At 59.5% G+C, this 14,246-nt stretch carries 22 protein-coding genes and 1 pseudogene; 11 read left to right on the top strand and 12 right to left on the bottom strand.

Annotation, left to right across the window (positions count from 1 at the left end; translation table 11 throughout):
- Window positions 1-2: 2 nt before the first annotated feature.
- From U0023_RS30055 to U0023_RS35790, 3 genes are all read right to left on the bottom strand, one after another.
- Window positions 3-611, bottom strand: coding sequence for an ANTAR domain-containing response regulator (locus U0023_RS30055; RefSeq protein ID WP_009762752.1), 609 nt, complete (start codon window positions 609-611; stop codon window positions 3-5).
- A gap of 524 nt (window positions 612-1,135) precedes the next feature.
- The gene (locus tag U0023_RS30050; RefSeq protein WP_154661091.1) at window positions 1,136-1,291 is read right to left on the bottom strand and encodes a hypothetical protein; all 156 of its coding nucleotides are present in this window, start codon (window positions 1,289-1,291) and stop codon (window positions 1,136-1,138) included.
- Window positions 1,292-1,802: 511 nt separating this feature from the next.
- Complete coding sequence (locus tag U0023_RS35790) at window positions 1,803-2,177, bottom strand: response regulator (protein WP_052600562.1); 375 nt, start codon at window positions 2,175-2,177, stop codon at window positions 1,803-1,805.
- A gap of 721 nt (window positions 2,178-2,898) precedes the next feature.
- On the opposite strand from U0023_RS35790, the gene U0023_RS30045 reads away from it, so the two are divergent.
- Window positions 2,899-3,270, top strand: a complete 372-nt coding sequence (locus U0023_RS30045; protein ID WP_009762749.1) for a response regulator — start codon at window positions 2,899-2,901, stop codon at window positions 3,268-3,270.
- A gap of 112 nt (window positions 3,271-3,382) precedes the next feature.
- Window positions 3,383-3,607 (top strand): hypothetical protein, encoded by a 225-nt coding sequence (locus tag U0023_RS30040; RefSeq protein WP_009762748.1) that lies wholly within the window; start codon window positions 3,383-3,385, stop codon window positions 3,605-3,607.
- 38 nt (window positions 3,608-3,645) lie between these two features.
- Here U0023_RS30040 and U0023_RS30035 read toward each other — a convergent pair whose 3' ends face one another.
- The 7 genes from U0023_RS30035 to U0023_RS30005 all read right to left on the bottom strand — a co-directional run bounded on the left by U0023_RS30035 (window position 3,646) and on the right by U0023_RS30005 (window position 7,078).
- Window positions 3,646-3,804, bottom strand: a complete 159-nt coding sequence (locus U0023_RS30035) for a hypothetical protein (protein WP_009762747.1) — start codon at window positions 3,802-3,804, stop codon at window positions 3,646-3,648.
- Between the two features lie 354 nt (window positions 3,805-4,158).
- Window positions 4,159-4,296: a hypothetical protein gene (locus U0023_RS30030; RefSeq protein WP_009762745.1), complete on the bottom strand. Its 138-nt coding sequence runs from the start codon at window positions 4,294-4,296 to the stop codon at window positions 4,159-4,161.
- A gap of 723 nt (window positions 4,297-5,019) precedes the next feature.
- On the bottom strand, window positions 5,020-5,406 hold the full coding sequence (locus tag U0023_RS30025) for a hypothetical protein (RefSeq protein ID WP_009762743.1): 387 nt from the start codon (window positions 5,404-5,406) through the stop codon (window positions 5,020-5,022).
- A gap of 4 nt (window positions 5,407-5,410) precedes the next feature.
- Complete coding sequence (locus U0023_RS30020) at window positions 5,411-5,707, bottom strand: helix-turn-helix domain-containing protein (RefSeq protein ID WP_009762742.1); 297 nt, start codon at window positions 5,705-5,707, stop codon at window positions 5,411-5,413.
- A gap of 44 nt (window positions 5,708-5,751) precedes the next feature.
- Window positions 5,752-5,895 carry a hypothetical protein gene (locus U0023_RS30015; RefSeq protein WP_245272969.1) on the bottom strand — a complete coding sequence of 48 codons (144 nt, stop codon included), beginning with the start codon at window positions 5,893-5,895 and terminating at the stop codon, window positions 5,752-5,754.
- Window positions 5,896-6,267: 372 nt separating this feature from the next.
- Window positions 6,268-6,546, bottom strand: a complete 279-nt coding sequence (locus U0023_RS30010) for a hypothetical protein (protein ID WP_195904234.1) — start codon at window positions 6,544-6,546, stop codon at window positions 6,268-6,270.
- A 253-nt stretch (window positions 6,547-6,799) separates the two neighbouring features.
- Window positions 6,800-7,078, bottom strand: coding sequence for a helix-turn-helix domain-containing protein (locus U0023_RS30005; protein WP_040638611.1), 279 nt, complete (start codon window positions 7,076-7,078; stop codon window positions 6,800-6,802).
- Window positions 7,079-7,218: 140 nt separating this feature from the next.
- On the opposite strand from U0023_RS30005, the gene U0023_RS30000 reads away from it, so the two are divergent.
- The 4 genes from U0023_RS30000 to U0023_RS29985 all read left to right on the top strand — a co-directional run bounded on the left by U0023_RS30000 (window position 7,219) and on the right by U0023_RS29985 (window position 8,608).
- Window positions 7,219-7,503 (top strand): hypothetical protein, encoded by a 285-nt coding sequence (locus U0023_RS30000; protein WP_052600564.1) that lies wholly within the window; start codon window positions 7,219-7,221, stop codon window positions 7,501-7,503.
- 204 nt (window positions 7,504-7,707) lie between these two features.
- Window positions 7,708-8,223 carry a hypothetical protein gene (locus U0023_RS29995; protein ID WP_322883897.1) on the top strand — a complete coding sequence of 172 codons (516 nt, stop codon included), beginning with the start codon at window positions 7,708-7,710 and terminating at the stop codon, window positions 8,221-8,223.
- A gap of 11 nt (window positions 8,224-8,234) precedes the next feature.
- A complete protein-coding gene (locus U0023_RS29990) occupies window positions 8,235-8,438 on the top strand; it encodes a hypothetical protein (protein WP_154661084.1) in 204 nt (67 codons plus the stop codon).
- Complete coding sequence (locus U0023_RS29985; RefSeq protein ID WP_009762677.1) at window positions 8,435-8,608, top strand: hypothetical protein; 174 nt, start codon at window positions 8,435-8,437, stop codon at window positions 8,606-8,608. Before U0023_RS29990 ends, U0023_RS29985 begins: the two co-directional genes overlap by 4 nt.
- Before the next feature lie 240 nt (window positions 8,609-8,848).
- Here U0023_RS29985 and U0023_RS29980 read toward each other — a convergent pair.
- A pseudogene (locus U0023_RS29980) lies at window positions 8,849-9,553 on the bottom strand (IS6 family transposase).
- A gap of 123 nt (window positions 9,554-9,676) precedes the next feature.
- Between U0023_RS29980 and U0023_RS29975 the strand changes: the two are divergent.
- The 4 genes from U0023_RS29975 to U0023_RS29960 all read left to right on the top strand — a co-directional run bounded on the left by U0023_RS29975 (window position 9,677) and on the right by U0023_RS29960 (window position 13,185).
- Entirely contained in the window at window positions 9,677-10,759 is a 1,083-nt protein-coding gene (locus U0023_RS29975; protein WP_322883896.1) for an IS110 family RNA-guided transposase, read from the top strand.
- A 344-nt stretch (window positions 10,760-11,103) separates the two neighbouring features.
- Window positions 11,104-11,484 (top strand): hypothetical protein, encoded by a 381-nt coding sequence (locus U0023_RS29970; RefSeq protein ID WP_040638056.1) that lies wholly within the window; start codon window positions 11,104-11,106, stop codon window positions 11,482-11,484.
- Between the two features lie 508 nt (window positions 11,485-11,992).
- Window positions 11,993-12,727 (top strand): Crp/Fnr family transcriptional regulator, encoded by a 735-nt coding sequence (locus U0023_RS29965; RefSeq protein ID WP_009489614.1) that lies wholly within the window; start codon window positions 11,993-11,995, stop codon window positions 12,725-12,727.
- 197 nt (window positions 12,728-12,924) lie between these two features.
- Window positions 12,925-13,185, top strand: a complete 261-nt coding sequence (locus tag U0023_RS29960) for a DUF6894 family protein (RefSeq protein WP_009489615.1) — start codon at window positions 12,925-12,927, stop codon at window positions 13,183-13,185.
- Window positions 13,186-13,400: 215 nt separating this feature from the next.
- Here the strand turns inward: U0023_RS29960 and U0023_RS29955 are convergent, their stop codons facing one another.
- Entirely contained in the window at window positions 13,401-13,703 is a 303-nt protein-coding gene (locus U0023_RS29955; RefSeq protein ID WP_009489616.1) for a helix-turn-helix domain-containing protein, read from the bottom strand.
- Window positions 13,704-13,985: 282 nt separating this feature from the next.
- On the opposite strand from U0023_RS29955, the gene U0023_RS29950 reads away from it, so the two are divergent.
- On the top strand, window positions 13,986-14,177 hold the full coding sequence (locus U0023_RS29950; protein WP_009489617.1) for a hypothetical protein: 192 nt from the start codon (window positions 13,986-13,988) through the stop codon (window positions 14,175-14,177).
- Window positions 14,178-14,246 lie beyond the last annotated feature (69 nt).

The following is a 14,246-nucleotide window of genomic DNA, read 5'->3' as shown; positions in this document are numbered from 1 at the left end:
GCTTATTTCTCCAAAAGGGAAGCGGCCGTGACGACGCTCTGCGCGATGTCGACGAGCTTCCGCTTCTCGTTCATGGCGGTCTGGCGAAGAAGGCCGTAGGCCTCCTCCTCCGAGAGTTGCCGGGTTCTCATAAGAATGCCCTTGGCCCGCTCGACGACCTTGCGAGACGCCAGCTCGTTGCGTGCCTCCAGGAGTTCACGCTGCAGGCGGTCGAAGGCGTTGAAGCGGCTCACCGCCATGTCCACGATGGGCTTCACCCGCTCCTTGCGCAGCCCGTCGACCACATAAGCCGAAACGCCCGCCTCGACGGCAGCCTGGATCATGGAGCCGTCGGAGCGGTCAACGAACATGGCCACGGGACGCGACACCAGCTTTGACACCTGGAACATCTGCTCCAGCACGTCGCGGCTCGGGTTCTCGATGCCGATGATGATCACATCCGGGTCGATGGTGCTCAGGCGCCGGAGCATGTGGGTCATCGTCTCGATGACCTCCACGTCGAGGATCCCGGCCTCGCGCAGGCCGTCGACGAGAATGGCCGCCCGGATGCTGTTTTCCTCGATGATCGCAACGCGAAGAGCCCGCTGACCTGTTGGTGTATCGTTGGTCAAGTTATCAAAGCTCTCAATGCACAACCCTGTTCTAGCACCTTATGCAAATCTCGTGCCAAACCCGTCCCTCATTTGATTGCTTCCCGCCGGTCCATCTGCCTATGCCTGCTGCATAGGCAGATGGACCGGGAGAGCATGAGGACTCGTGGGGCAGCGATGGAGCACTTGAGGATAGCCCTCATTCGCGGCCAGTAAACATGTCGGAGTGGTGGCCGCCTGACCTTGACCCGCGGCTGGGTGCCCCACAGATCCTCATGCTCCCGTTGACTTCCATAACTCTCGGCTCTTCTCCCCCCATTACTACGGGTTTTAGAAACGGGTGTGCGTTACTTTGTATCGTTTGCTCAGAGTGTCGGGTGGCCTTGAGCTTGTTCTGGAAATCTGATTCAAACATCCACGCACTCGTTGCGAAGCCAAGTGCAAACGATTCATCGTCTTGGAAGGCGCTGCGGGAACTCGTGGCAGGCATCTGGCGTCTCGGGCCTAGATTGGCCCCTGATCGCAGTAAGGGCGTCAGCAGCCTTCTAATGAGATTCAAGTCGCCAGCCCCAAGGCGCAGGCGACGGAACCTGCCAATCATTGTCATTTCCAGCGACCACTTCAGGCACGCTGATGGCAACCATTGGCAGCAAGCCCATCGAGAACATTCTCGCCGTGCAGTAAGTCAGGGTAAGTTTCATGACTCGATCCCTCTGAAATCAAGGCCGAGACTATCCACCTATCTAACAGGAATTCTGTGACCAAGCGCACATAGGCCTTAAGCGCCTTGAAATGCTTGTCGGGCTCGCTCGCGGATCTCGTCCAACTCGTCTTGCAGGGAATTGAGCAGTCCCTCCACTTTCTCGAACGATGTGTAATCTCGCGGGATAAAGCCGCTTTGAGAACGCGCCGGGCCCAGCGCGTCATCCACCGAAGCGGCCCCCCTCATCCCTGGGGCCAAAGTGACCGGACCGACCGCGATTAGATGCCCAGCCTTAGCTGTCCTCCATCTCACGCCCGAGGCGGCTCGGCCGGAACCTATCTCCTCCTAGCTGCTGGATTCGGCCATGAACAGTCAGCCTCAGTAATCTTGAAAGCGTAACCTCATCCCTGCCCGTGGTAACGTGGGCAGCGTGTGGTGTAGCGGCACGGATCACCTAAAGTTCCTGCCTAGGCCGACCATAGGCGGGAATAAGTGATGTGGCACAGTCACTAATGATAGGTCACAAGAGGTGACGCCATGAGCTGGACCGCAACGAGAAAGGCTCGTGCGCCAAAGGGCTTGGGAAGCACGAAACTACGCTTCCCCTGCTTTGATCGGCTCTTGTCGTGAGAAGGTATGAATACAACGGGCAATCCTGGACACAAGCGACGGGCGTCTCTCGCTAGCTGCCACCCATCGAGGTTCGGAAGGCGAACCTCGGTCACAAGGAGGTTCGCGGCGCAGGTATCCTTCAGGTCGGCCAGTGCCGCCTCACCGTTTTCGTATCCGATGACTTTGTAGCCAACCTCTTCCAAGACAGCACGAAGCGTGTCTCGTACAGCACCATCGGGATCAACAAGTAGAACGGTAGGTGCAGAACTCATGCTAGGATAAGAGGCGACAGGCTAAGTTGGATCCTTCGCCTCTCAGCCCCGCCGTATCAGCGGCAGATGGGGTGTGGGGAAGCGGGCTGGCTGATTGCTGAGGCGACCAAGGACAGTCGACTAGCTGGATGGCCCATGCGCCTTGTTGGAACCACTCTTGGTATCGAGCAGGGATTGATTACGAACCACTCTGTCCCGATCCTCGGCCAGACTGTCCCAAGTCCTTGCCATTTCCACAAGCTGATTGCGCTGGTCGCCAGCGGGCATTTGTTGGGCTAGCGCTCTGCACTCTTGAGCGTGTTTTCGATATTCCGCAGCCGTTTTCATGGTTCTCTATGGTGCTCATTCATGCGCGGCCATTTAGCCACTCCAGAGGGCCTAAGCAACCTGGAAAGCTCGGCGGGCTCTCTCCCGGATCTCGTCAAGTTCGTCTTGGAGGGAATTGAGCTGCCCTTCCACCTCCTCAAAGGAGGTGCACTCTGGCGTGATGAAGAGGCGCCCATCCTCGCCCCGGACGTATCGGAGAAGGGCAACCCTGATGGATGCCGGGTTGTTGGGAGTGCCAGGTTGGACGTCCAGCTCGAAGGCTCCAAAAACATGCATGAACGGGTTTCCTTTCCGTCGGCTCGCCTAATTATCGGGTCTCGTCAAAAAGCTCTACATTAGGAACTTAATTCCAGTGATCCCTCTTTCAACGGGCAGGCCAGGATCGGGGCCTGCAATGCCCCCGCTTATCCTTGTTGTTGAAGACGAAGTTCTTGTGCGAATGACCCTGGTCGATGTGCTGGAAGATGCGGGCTTCAGAGTGATCGAGGCCGCTCATGCCGATCAAGCCCTGACGGCTCTAAAGGCTGTGTCTGACATTCAAGGCGTCGTTACCGATGTCGAGATGCCGCGAGGCAGCATCAATGGCTTCGAATTGGCTCGGAAGGTGCGAGCGGATTGGCAGGAAATTGGCGTCTTGATTGCCTCTGGGCGGGCGGCTCCAAAGGCCGGCGATTTGCCCGACGGCGCTCTCTTTATTGGGAAGCCTGTTCATCCAGAAACCTTGGTTCATCTCGTCAAGACACTGCTCAACTCGAGCCAACTTTGAGCCGGCAAGAATGTGCCCGCAGTACTGCCAGTCTCACTGGCAATCGACCGGGAGGCATCACCATCCCGTCACACTTGCTTGGCATCTTTCCATTCGCGATAGGGAGGTCCTCATGAGCACGTCTCGGTTCACGGAGGAGGAAATCACGGCCCGTGCCTGTGAGCTCGCGAACGAGCAAGGGCCTGGGTGGGAAGCAATCATTGCAGAGGAGCGTGTCGGCAAAGATACGGCCGAGCTTCGCTACTGGAGGGATCTGGCCCTAAAAGAGCTTGAGGCGGAGGAACCGACAGTCCTGGAGGTCGAGGACAGCACGCCCAAGACGGTGGGGCTCGATTAAGGGTGAATTGCCCTGGGCAGCTTCCAGGTTGATCATCACTATTCGCTGTTCTCGAAAGCCTCGATAGCAGCGCTTCCGACTGCTTCCAGGATTTGGCTCTGCGTCTCCGGATCAATGCTGGCCCACCACTCATGGAAGCCTTGCCGCGTCCCCAACTCGCCGAGGACAGCTTCGGCAACCTTTCGAGTCTTATCCATCGCTTGCCTCCATGTGGCTTCGTTCAGTTCTAGGCGGTGATCAAGCGCAACCGCAACCCCGCCTGCCGCTGACGCGGGCGGGGTGTGGTGAAGCGGGATCCAGGATGCTCTGGTCAGCCATACTCAGGGAAGCCACGATGGCGCGGCTCTTGATGCTAGACGCTCTGTGGCGGTGGCATGCTTGTTGAAGCAGGTCAGCGGTCTCGGGCTGGCCATATCGCTCCAACTCATCCGCTAGCGAGGCCAAATGGGAGGCGAGACCCTCCTGCACTTGCGCCATTTTCTTTAAGGCTGCCTTGTAGTCTGAGGCCGCCTGTCTCAGCTCAGCCGCGGGGTCTTTCATTCATGGCCTCCTTACCGCTGAGCCACTGCTAGCCCCGGGGACCACAGCGGTCGGAGAAGAGGCGCGGCAACAACCCCGCCGATGATGGCGAAGGAAGCCAAAACGAGCCCGATCCGGCCATAGAGCGCAACACGATCCTTACGGGTCATCAAACCCTCCAATCGTCACACATAGCAAATAACGTAAGGGGCACAATTCTGGTTGCCAATACGGCCACGTCCCACCCTCGGCTGACTGGATTTGAGATAGTCGGATGCATTTATGGCGGAAGGGAACCTGTGGCCGTATGAACGTCTTCTTTGGAAGAACTTCCATGGAGCGCGAGATGGTTGGCAGTCCGGATCCACGGGATCCAAAACCAGACGATCCGATATTGCCGGACTCAGTGCCCCTACCTGAGCTTCCGGAGCTGGATCCCGTTCCTGAGGACGGCACTCCATCCGAGCGTGGGGATCCTGAGCCCGACGACGTGCCCTATGTTCCGCCGCCTGGCACACAATAGCTGGGAGAGCCGCGATGTCTGACATCCCCTACCCAGATACACCGCAGCCGGACATTCCGGCGCCTCCGCTGCCTGACATACCGACGCCAGTTCCAGAGGTAGAGCCCGATCCAGGTGAGGGGCCGGACCTGCCGGAGCCAACTGAACCGCCAGACGATGTCCCGACAGCCGGGTTTAGCGTAACCTCATCCCCGCCCGCGTCAGCGGATGGCGGGGTGTGGTGAAGCGGGTTCTACGATCAGCTCTCTTTGAGCATGAGGAGCAGATCGAACGCAGCGAGCCTTGCTTCGTCTGAAGTCGGATAGGTTCGAGGAAGGAAGCGCTTGGTGTCAGTCCCCTGGTGGACGGCCATGCCGCTCCAGTCGGCACCTTACCTGAAGACTGTGACCTGGTACCCATCCGTCCGAATTGTAGGGTTTCCCTTTACCGAGCGCTTCCATCCGCTTCGGGTGAGCCAATTGGCCCGACGTCTCGCAGCATTGATCATGCGGTGGTCGCGTTCCTCGGCTCTGGCCAAATCCCCTTCCATGTGGCCGGCACAGATGCCGCCGCACAGCAGGGTCTCGGGATAGTCGGGATGGCACATATAGTGAGCGTCCCGGACCTCCCTGGCCTCGCACATCTCGCATGAGACCTTGTTGTCCTCGAGGTCTTCGATGCCGATGCAGGTCCAGCCCTTGTGGGGAACTCCGGCTTGACTCCACTTGCCACGTCCGGCCGACGGGCCTTCGAACTCGGTCCCGACAGACCCGTGCATGCGCTTAGGCAGCCTTCAGGGCACGTTCAACGGCCTGCGGCTCCTTCGCAATGACAAGGAGCAACACCCGAGCGGAGGTGTCAGGCTTGCCCTTGCCCTGCTCCCAATCGCGGAGGGTGCCGAGCGGGAAGCCATAACGGGCCGAAAATTCAGCCTGTGTCATCTTCTGGCGCTGGCGGATCGCCTTCACGTCGATTTCAGCGGGAACGTGAACCTTGTAGGTGGACGGATCGGCCTCGCCCCGAGCGATGGTGCGGGCTTCCTCCGCTGCCTGGATCAGTCGCTTTCCTAGTGTGCTCATGTCTGTTCTTCTCCGTGGTGCGCTACGCACCCGTTTAGAAGTGGTCAGCCTCGGGTCTTCCGGAGCCTGTCACGAACACCCTTGCGGTATTCGTCCGCGAGGGTGCCAAGGATTTCACGCAGGGCGTTCCTATCGGCTTGGCTGATGTCGGCCCGTTGGCCTTTGTCGACCAGCGCCAGAAGGAACACGGGCACGTCCTCGGCAGCGTAGTAGGTGATGACCCGATACCCGCCTGACTGCCCTTGCCTCCGAACCGGACCTTTCGGGCGCCACCCGTGCCGGGAATGATGTCCCCGATGAGAGGGTTGGCGGCGATGGTCGCGGTTATCTCGGTCAGTTCGGCATCATCCAGCGCCGCCGCCTTGGCGTCTGCTAGGAAGGTGGGTGTCTGAATGACCTCTGCATGTTCACAACGGTAATGGCTACCAGTAGTTTCGTCAAGGGTAATGTAATGGCTGCCAGTAGTCTCCGGTACCCTTAAAACCGGACGGCTAGCGATGTCTCGTCCCGACCTGTGCCGACAAGGAGGCAGGGTGTGTGCCGCCGGTGTATGTGTGGAACTACTCTGACCAGTTGTCGTGAGCGACAGCCAAAGCGCGTAGTGTGATATCGCCGGCGATTTTGGCTGACTCGAGGCCCTCTGGGGTTGGCTCGAAAGACTCCAGTAGGAAGAACCCGCTAGCGCCTCCAAGCAGCACAAGGGCAAAAGGTGCGTCCTCATTGCCCTGCTCCTGCACGAGGGAGAGCATCAGACCTCCGATTTCGCCAAAGGCGTGCTTTTCGTCGAAGTGTAAGGTTTGCGTCTCAGTGCGCTGTGGGAACTGAATAATGTCGGCCATGCCTAGCGATTTCCACCCACATCGCCGATCTCAGTGCGCCAAAGCCACCTCTGAGCTTCATCCAAGCTCCCGAACGTGTGCTCTGTCTCCGTAAAGGGAGCCGGCCTTTCCTCTGGAGGGAAGTCGATCAGGAGTTCTACAGTCCACATAGCGTCATTCGATTTGCCACTCCGGACGAGACTGGCGATAACTGCTCCATCCAGCACGACGTCATAGTTGCCAGGGGCAAGTCGAGAGAGCGTGTAGGCCATTTCTAAGCCTCGCCTCTCTTCTTGCGGGTACGGATTGCAGGCGGCGGGTCGCGTCTGAGCTTCAGGCCAGGGAGATTGCCGTTTTCGGGGATGAAGATAACGCCCTCGCCTTCAAGCACTTTTTGCAAGCTGTACAGCGTCGCGGCTTGGGCATTTAGAACCCCGTCCATTCGCTCCAAGCGCTTGACGGTTTCGATTGAGACCCCCGAGAGCTCTGCAAGCTCACCCTGCTCCATCTTGAGCATGGCTCGGGCTGCTCTCAACTGCTCCCCTGTTATCACAATTTCCCCCTAACGTGTAAAAACCTACTTGATAAGTGTTGACAGCTTATCCGGCTAGTGATTACACCATAAGTGCAATCAACAGCACGTCAACAGGTAACGCGATGGCTGCTCACCGGAAAATAGATTGGTCCTCCGCAATGCGGGACATCCGCAATGACCGTAGCGCTCCGGCCGCCCCGGGGTTTCTCGCCGCACGCTCCCTGGAGATAGCCCACCTGGATCGCCTCGCCAGGGAGGTCGCTGCCGTCCCCTTCGCGGTTCTGGGCTCCTATGACCGCTCGGCCATCATGAAGGCAGCCGTCGCCTCCGCCCGTGCCCAAAAGGCCAAGGGATCCAAGACGTCCTGGTCCCAGCTCGTCGGGTTCGCCCTCAAGACCATCTGGCGCCACGCCAAGGCCCAGCGCGCTCTCGCGATGAACTGAGGAGGGCGTCATGCCCAACCAAGCACAGGCTCCGCCGTAGCTCTTCAACCTTAGCAAACCATAACAGCCTACCCGTCAGCCTCCGGAGCACCTGGAATGGCAACGAGCCTTCGCGCCCCCGCTCTGCCCGCCAAGATCCTGGCCGGCACTGCCCTTCTCTACCTCGCCTGCTTCCTCGTCAGCATCTCGTAAGGAGACACTCACATGCCCGCTCTCAACCTCTTCAAGCGCAACAGCGACAAGCCCCGCCTGTCTATCCGCGAACGCTTCCACAATGCGGCTGCACGGATGATGCTCCGCTCTCGGGGATCTCGTGCGGGGGGCGGAATTGATACCTCCCGCCGCGCCATGGTGGCGGGTTCTCTTGCTTCTGTCGTGGTCGCTCCGATCGGAGCTATGGCCGCACCTGAAGCCGATACTGAGTTGTTGCGCCTCGCTCGGGAGCACGATGTTGCCTATGGGCTCGCGGTAAGTGGCAATTTGGAAGGCGAGGCCTTTGACGAGTGCATGGATCTCTACACGGACCTGGAGTTCGCCATTCAGGACATCCCGGCGCAGACCTGGGCCGGCCTCGTGGAGAAGGCGCGCGTTGCCTCGGAATATGCCTACGATCAAGCTGATGTCCGGGTACTGGACAACATTATCCCGTCTCTGATCGATGACATCTTGCGCTTGGCTGGAGCCTCCACCAAGCGTCCGACGCCTCCCTCCCAACACTAGAGGGGGAAGCCATGACTCCCGCTCAGTATCGGAAATGGCGCTTCTACGCTGAAAGCCTGATCCAACGGGCCATAGACATGCTCGATGCGCTCGACGGTTGCCCGGATCTGGAAGACGGCGGCGACCTTGAACCAGATGGACATGAAGAACCCTCGACCAACCCCGTGGAGCCGTGGTTTCGCCCGGCTCCCGCAGCCTCCAGGGCCGCAGCATGACACGCAACCTCATACGCACCCGCGAAGCCTGGATAACCGCTCTTGCCCTGTTTCTGGCGATCCGCACACTTGAGGCACACGACAACCCGCCCATGAGCGAGTTAGAGGACATGCGGACATTGCTGCGGGAGAGCTACCCGACCTATGCCGCGCAACTGGAGGCGCCCTAGAATGAGGACAATGGATACCCATGCCGCTCTCATCCTCTCCCTGTCCCTATGCCTCCCCTTGGTCCCTCTAGCACGGACACACGCTGAAACCATCGACGGCCGCCGCGTCGTCATCATAGACGGAGACACGATAGCCCTGGGCCGGGAGCGGGTGCGGCTCCTGAACGTGGACACGCCTGAAGGTGCTGTCACATAAACTTGCATCAGGCGCACGGGGGCAAAATCGGTCGGCGGACCTGCTCACGCGGCAACTCCGGCTGCAGACTTCCACGCCGCCACGGCCTGGAGGCGGTGGAGGTGGGTAGCGAGAGCAGAGCGGCGGGAGCGGGGCGGAACGAACAGGTTTCTGATGGCTGAGAAGACCGAGGTGAACCGTTGCAGGTCTCCCGGTGATCGGAACCCCTACATCGCCCGCTCACGTTTCTGCAATGGGAGATGGGAGTTCTCCGCCCGGTTATTCAGACCCTTATGCGAGCGATGCTCGACCCTTGGCATGATCTGGCGCCGGGCGGCAGCATAGGAGCCCAGCTTGTCGGTGATCAGCCGCTTGGGAGCGCAGCCCTGCTTCTTCAAGAGGCGCTTCAGCAAGCGCTTGGCCGCCTTGGTGTCGCGCCGCGTCTGGACGATCTCGTCGAGGACGTATCCGTCCTGATCGACAGCACGCCACAGCCAATGCTGCTGACCGGCAATGCTGATTACGACTTCGTCCAAGTGCCAGATGTCGCGAGGGCTTGGCGTCTTGCGCCTGAGACGGCCGGCGTAAGATGGCCCGAACTTCATCGCTCAGCGCCGCACAGTCTCATAGGATACAACGATACCACGCTCGAGCAGCATTTCCTCGACCAGGCGCAAGCTCAGTGGGAAGCGGAAGTACAACCAAACAGCATGAGCGATGATCTGAGGTGGAAAGCGGTGGCGCTTATAGCTGATAGCCGGCAGGTTCATGCAGCTGGGCCTACCGTGGGATATCCTGACGCCAAGTTACCGTGATGTCGTGGATGGCGCCCTCCACCAGCGTCAGACGTGCCAGAATAGGCATGTTGAAGAACCGGAGAGGAACTATCCATCATGTCTGAGATTGCCACCGTCGGCCTTGATATCGCGAAGAACGTCTTCCAGCTGCACGGCGTCGACAGAAGTGGAAAGATCGTCCTGCGCAAGGCGCTGCGGCGCAGCCAGGTGCCAGGCTTCTTCAGCACCCTTTCGCCTTGCCTGATCGGGTTGGAGGCATGCGCGACGGCTCACCACTGGGCCCGCACGCTCATGGCCTTCGGGCATGACGTCCGCCTGATCCCGCCCGCCTATGTCAAACCCTATCTGCGCCGGCAGAAGAACGATGCCGCCGACGCCGCTGCCATCTGCGAGGCGGTCACTCGGCCGTCGATGCGCTTCGTCCCGGTCAAGAGCCCGCAGCAGCAGAGCACCCTCATGCTGCACGGCGCCCGCGATCTCCTGATCGGGCAGCGGACAGCCCTGATCAATGCTCTGCGCGGTCACTTCGCAGAGTTAGGCATCGTGGCAGCGCAAGGCGCTCGCAACACGCGGCAACTGATTGCCCTTATCCATGATGCCACCAGTCCCGGCCTCCCCGTCACAGCCCGGGTCGCACTCCAGCCTTTGGCGGCAATGCTGGTTGAGATCGAAGCGCAGATCGCCAAGCTCGACAAAGCCATTCTGGCCGCCCACCGCAGCGATCCGGTCAGCATGAGGCTCGCCGGCATTCCGGGCGTCGGCCCGATTGTGGCCTCCTGTCTCTCGGCCAGTGTTCCAGACGCCAGCCTGCTTCAGGGCAGCCGGGAGTTTGCCGCCTATCTCGGCCTCGTGCCGCGGCAGCCCTCAACCGGTGGCAAGGCGCGGCTGGGCTCCATCTCCAAGATGGGCAACCGGCATCTGCGCAAGCTGCTGGTCGTCGGCGCGCATGCGGCGCTCTACAGCATGAAGTCCGGCAAGACCCGGACGGCGCTGGCGGATTGGGCCCGGAGCCTCCTGGCCAAGAAACCGTTCAAGGTGGTCGCCGTCGCCTTGGCCAACAAGATCGCCCGGATCGCCTGGGCGGTGATGGCCAGGAGCACGGCTTATGAGCCGGGGAGCACGGGAGTTGCCGCCCCGTTCACACTATTCGCCCCTCGGGGCATCCAATTGGCACGGTGATGATGAGATGATGTGAAGCCACAGCGGATATGGACCGCCAGATCTGGGAAACCCGTGGTGTTGTCTTGCGTCAGTCAAGCGCGATAACGTGAGAGGGACCAGGTTCAGCGGAAAACATCAGGGCCAGCGGTCATGCAGCACCGCGCTTACAGGCCGGAGACATGACTGCACCCGCCCCGCGAGGCCCAACCGTCATCAACAAGCACATTGCCAAACGGGCGCCATCCAGACATGACATCACCCGAACCTGCAAGGTCAATTCACAGACTAAACTCCGTCGGCGCTTCCAATGCCGAAATACAATCGGTAGCGGTACATGGCGCGCAGGGCGCAGGGGTATAGAGATGCAGTTGAAGAGTTCGATTGTTGTGCTGGCTTTGGGCTTGCTCGCCGGCACAGGGGCGAAGGCCGAAATCATAGCCTCATCGAAGACAGACATTGATAATGCTCATACGGCCTATTTTATGCTGTCAGACCAGTTATCGGCAAAGACATCAGAGCGATGCCCGGACATTCGTGGAGCCAGAAATCTGGTTATCAATGTTGTCAGCAGGTTCTCGGGCAGATCAACCGCTCAATACAGCGGCTGCTACTACTTCGTATCGCAAGATACTGTGAAATTGATCTTTTGGGATCATGACCCCCGTGACCGGAAATCAGTTGAGAAAAGCCTGTCGTCGTTTCAGAAAGCCACTCAATTCAAGGGCTGGGGATTCGAGGACTGAAACGGTACCTCGGCCACGTATATGGCCCGTGTGGGCGGCGGCTGCGGTTAAGGGATGGTCAAAAGACCTCTATTCCTCGAGCGTCGCTAACTGGATCCAAATACCCGGAGGCTGTGTTGCGTGTGGGCGCCCTGAATGGCGTGTCGCCGCTCTGGGGCAGCAATTTCGTTCCGACTCTTAATGGGAGTGGGCCTTAGTGAAAGCATGGATTCGGCTCTGGCGGCTCATACCGAGTTGCTCCGAGTCCTGTCAAAACGCCCGCGGCCAACCTGAAATAAGCGTCTGCGCATTAAGCGTGGTGCCCTTCCGTAATGCCCTTCACGGCCCCGGCGCCAAGCTGATGGGGCTTGGCCTGTCCAGCGCCGGAAGGCGCGGCTGAAGGCGCTTGGCTTGGAGTAATTCAGGATCGCGGCGGTGGGGCATAATCCTGGCGATATTATTTTGGAGACGGCTGCGCTGAGACAATCAGCGCTCATCCACGTTGTATGAATGGGGCGATGAGGTCGCCATGGCCGAGAACCGAGCCGACCATCGCATGAACCGGCTGTTGGCTGCTTTGGTGCCGGAGGACCTTGCGGCGCTCAAGGCCCACTTGGAGGTTGTGAACCTGACCCGGGGCCAAGTGCTCTACGAACCCGGCGACACTTTACGCTTCTCCTACTTCCCGCATGACGCCGTCATTTCACTCGTGAACGTCATGGAAGACGGTGGCACAGTGGAGATGGCGGTGTTCGGGCGGGAAGGGGTCTGTGGCCTTCTGGCCGAACTCGCAACACGGGAGGCGTTCGGGCGCTATGTTGTGCAGTTGAGCGGGAGTGCCTCACGTATTGCCTTCGAGCGGCTGAACGAGGTGCGCAATGCCCGCCCGGCCATCCGCTGGCTTATCATGAACTACAGCCAAGCCATGTTGATGCACACGTTCCAGAACGTGTCGTGCAACGCAGTCCACCCCGTGGAGGCCCGCTGCTGCCGCTGGATCCTGACCATGCATGATCGGGCGGGGCAGGATACCCTTCTGCTCACACATGAGTTCCTGGCCGAAATGCTAGGGGTGCAGCGCTCTTCGGTGAGTATTGTCACCCGTACGCTTCAGACTGCCGGTCTGATCCAGCAGGCCAGAGGCAGCATCACCGTAACCGACCGGGCAGGCCTCGAGGAGGTGGCGTGTGAATGCTATGGCAAGATCCGGCGCATGTATGAACGCCTGCTGCCTGGCACATACACGCAAACCCAATCCATATAAACCGCTGCCGTGTGTGAAATTCTGAGGAGGTCGTTTAAGGAATGGGGCTGGCGAGGCGGCGGAAGGATGCTAGTCCTTCAGTAATACCTACGTATCGTCGCTACGAGCTAATAGGCATTCTGCTCTTCTCTCGCCATATTGCTGACCTCGTCGTGGCCTCTTGTCCTGTGCTTGATGGCTCTGTTCGGTGATCGGCAATGCCTGTATCAGCCAGATACTTCTTCCATCTTGTCTCAGATTATGAGGTCATTCCGGACGAGGAGGGGATCGACCTCTTCCAAGAGGAGGGCGCCCTAATCCCCCTTATCAGGGCGTTGGATGAACTCATCAAAGAGGGCCTTGCACTAGACCCGTGGCAGGACTGGTGGCTTGAGGTTATGGATGGGCTTGGCAGAACAGTGGCGCGCATCCCGCTCTCTGCTTCCAATCAGGGGCAGGGTATCTTTTCGCTGCACTGAGCCCGCGAAATGTCGAACCGCCTGCCTAGGTGAGCTTGCTATGGATCTTGAGGACCTGGTGTCGCTTCCGATCCCCGACGCCACCTTTGGGATGGCGGTCGGAGTTCTTGTGCTGTTCGATGAGTAGCGCTACGTCCGCGCGAATTTCGCATAAGGCGCAGTACGGAACAGAGACCAAGGCGCTGGCGAAGTCACGCCTACGACCAACGTGGTGATTAGCCCGTACGCCCTTGATGGGTCCGGCGCCAAGCTGATGGGCTCTGGCCTGTCCATCTGTGAAAGGCGCGGGTGAACGCGCTGGTTTCGGCATAGTTCAGGATCCCGGCGATTTGGCTGACTGGGAAGTCCGAGTTGGCGAGCAGCATACAGGCAATCTCGCAGCGGACCTCGTTGCTCAACTGTCGGAACGAAGTGCCTTCGGCTGTTAGGTGCCGGGACAGCGTCCGGCGTGACACCGCATAGCGGCTGGCGACTTTGGCCGCCGAACAGGTGACCCGGATCAGATCAAGCTGGAGCATGCGCCGCAACTCTTCGGCCAGCGGTTGTTGGCCACAGTGAGGTTGGGGCAAGCCAGCTCTCGGAGCAGAGGGGATTGCCATAGCCTCAGTCTGGCGCACCCAGAGAGTCGTGCTTGTTCGCTTGGGACAGGATTTTGACAATTTGAGGCGCGACGACCGCGACTTTCGCAAATGCCTTTGATTGAAAGGCTCCGGTTAACCTATCTTAAGGTCACTCCGACTGGATCAGCTAATATTCCTCCGAAATCTTGGATTGGATGATCTGAACCAATTCGAAATACTATGGCGAAGCGACCGGAAACCAAAGTGACCGAGTACCGCAAGCGCGCCCAGCAGGCCCGAGATGTTGCCCTATGGATCAGCATCCGTGAGAGCCGCGAGCAGTTGCTTGAGACCGCCCGGCAGCTCGACACGCTGGCTGACGATGAGGAGCGTCGAGAGACGGCTCCCAAGTTTAGTACACCTGAGGATTGAATGTCGCCAACGGTGCGTTAGGCCGTTTGTCTCGAACTCAAAGGCTAACGGGGCATGGCTGGTCCCTGG

Origin of the sequence: Microvirga lotononidis (assembly GCF_034627025.1) — a bacterium.
Lineage (GTDB): Bacteria > Pseudomonadota > Alphaproteobacteria > Rhizobiales > Beijerinckiaceae > Microvirga > Microvirga lotononidis.
Note: the sequence above shows the minus strand (reverse complement) of the source record. Positions and strands in the feature narration are given on the sequence as shown.

Coding starts and splice junctions, on each gene's coding strand:
- U0023_RS30025 (WP_009762743.1), bottom strand. CDS start 5,406: ATGCACGGGTCTGTCGGGACCGAGTTCGAAGGCCCGTCGGCCGGACGT.
- U0023_RS29965 (WP_009489614.1), top strand. CDS start 11,993: ATGGCCGAGAACCGAGCCGACCATCGCATGAACCGGCTGTTGGCTGCT.
- U0023_RS29975 (WP_322883896.1), top strand. CDS start 9,677: ATGTCTGAGATTGCCACCGTCGGCCTTGATATCGCGAAGAACGTCTTC.
- U0023_RS30000 (WP_052600564.1), top strand. CDS start 7,219: ATGCGGGACATCCGCAATGACCGTAGCGCTCCGGCCGCCCCGGGGTTT.
- U0023_RS30045 (WP_009762749.1), top strand. CDS start 2,899: ATGCCCCCGCTTATCCTTGTTGTTGAAGACGAAGTTCTTGTGCGAATG.
- U0023_RS29960 (WP_009489615.1), top strand. CDS start 12,925: ATGCCTGTATCAGCCAGATACTTCTTCCATCTTGTCTCAGATTATGAG.
- U0023_RS35790 (WP_052600562.1), bottom strand. CDS start 2,177: ATGAGTTCTGCACCTACCGTTCTACTTGTTGATCCCGATGGTGCTGTA.
- U0023_RS30010 (WP_195904234.1), bottom strand. CDS start 6,546: ATGGCCGACATTATTCAGTTCCCACAGCGCACTGAGACGCAAACCTTA.
- U0023_RS29955 (WP_009489616.1), bottom strand. CDS start 13,703: ATGCTCCAGCTTGATCTGATCCGGGTCACCTGTTCGGCGGCCAAAGTC.
- U0023_RS30040 (WP_009762748.1), top strand. CDS start 3,383: ATGAGCACGTCTCGGTTCACGGAGGAGGAAATCACGGCCCGTGCCTGT.
- U0023_RS30020 (WP_009762742.1), bottom strand. CDS start 5,707: ATGAGCACACTAGGAAAGCGACTGATCCAGGCAGCGGAGGAAGCCCGC.
- U0023_RS29990 (WP_154661084.1), top strand. CDS start 8,235: ATGACTCCCGCTCAGTATCGGAAATGGCGCTTCTACGCTGAAAGCCTG.
- U0023_RS29995 (WP_322883897.1), top strand. CDS start 7,708: ATGCCCGCTCTCAACCTCTTCAAGCGCAACAGCGACAAGCCCCGCCTG.
- U0023_RS30035 (WP_009762747.1), bottom strand. CDS start 3,804: ATGGATAAGACTCGAAAGGTTGCCGAAGCTGTCCTCGGCGAGTTGGGG.
- U0023_RS29950 (WP_009489617.1), top strand. CDS start 13,986: ATGGCGAAGCGACCGGAAACCAAAGTGACCGAGTACCGCAAGCGCGCC.
- U0023_RS29970 (WP_040638056.1), top strand. CDS start 11,104: ATGCAGTTGAAGAGTTCGATTGTTGTGCTGGCTTTGGGCTTGCTCGCC.
- U0023_RS30050 (WP_154661091.1), bottom strand. CDS start 1,291: ATGAAACTTACCCTGACTTACTGCACGGCGAGAATGTTCTCGATGGGC.
- U0023_RS30030 (WP_009762745.1), bottom strand. CDS start 4,296: ATGACCCGTAAGGATCGTGTTGCGCTCTATGGCCGGATCGGGCTCGTT.
- U0023_RS29985 (WP_009762677.1), top strand. CDS start 8,435: ATGACACGCAACCTCATACGCACCCGCGAAGCCTGGATAACCGCTCTT.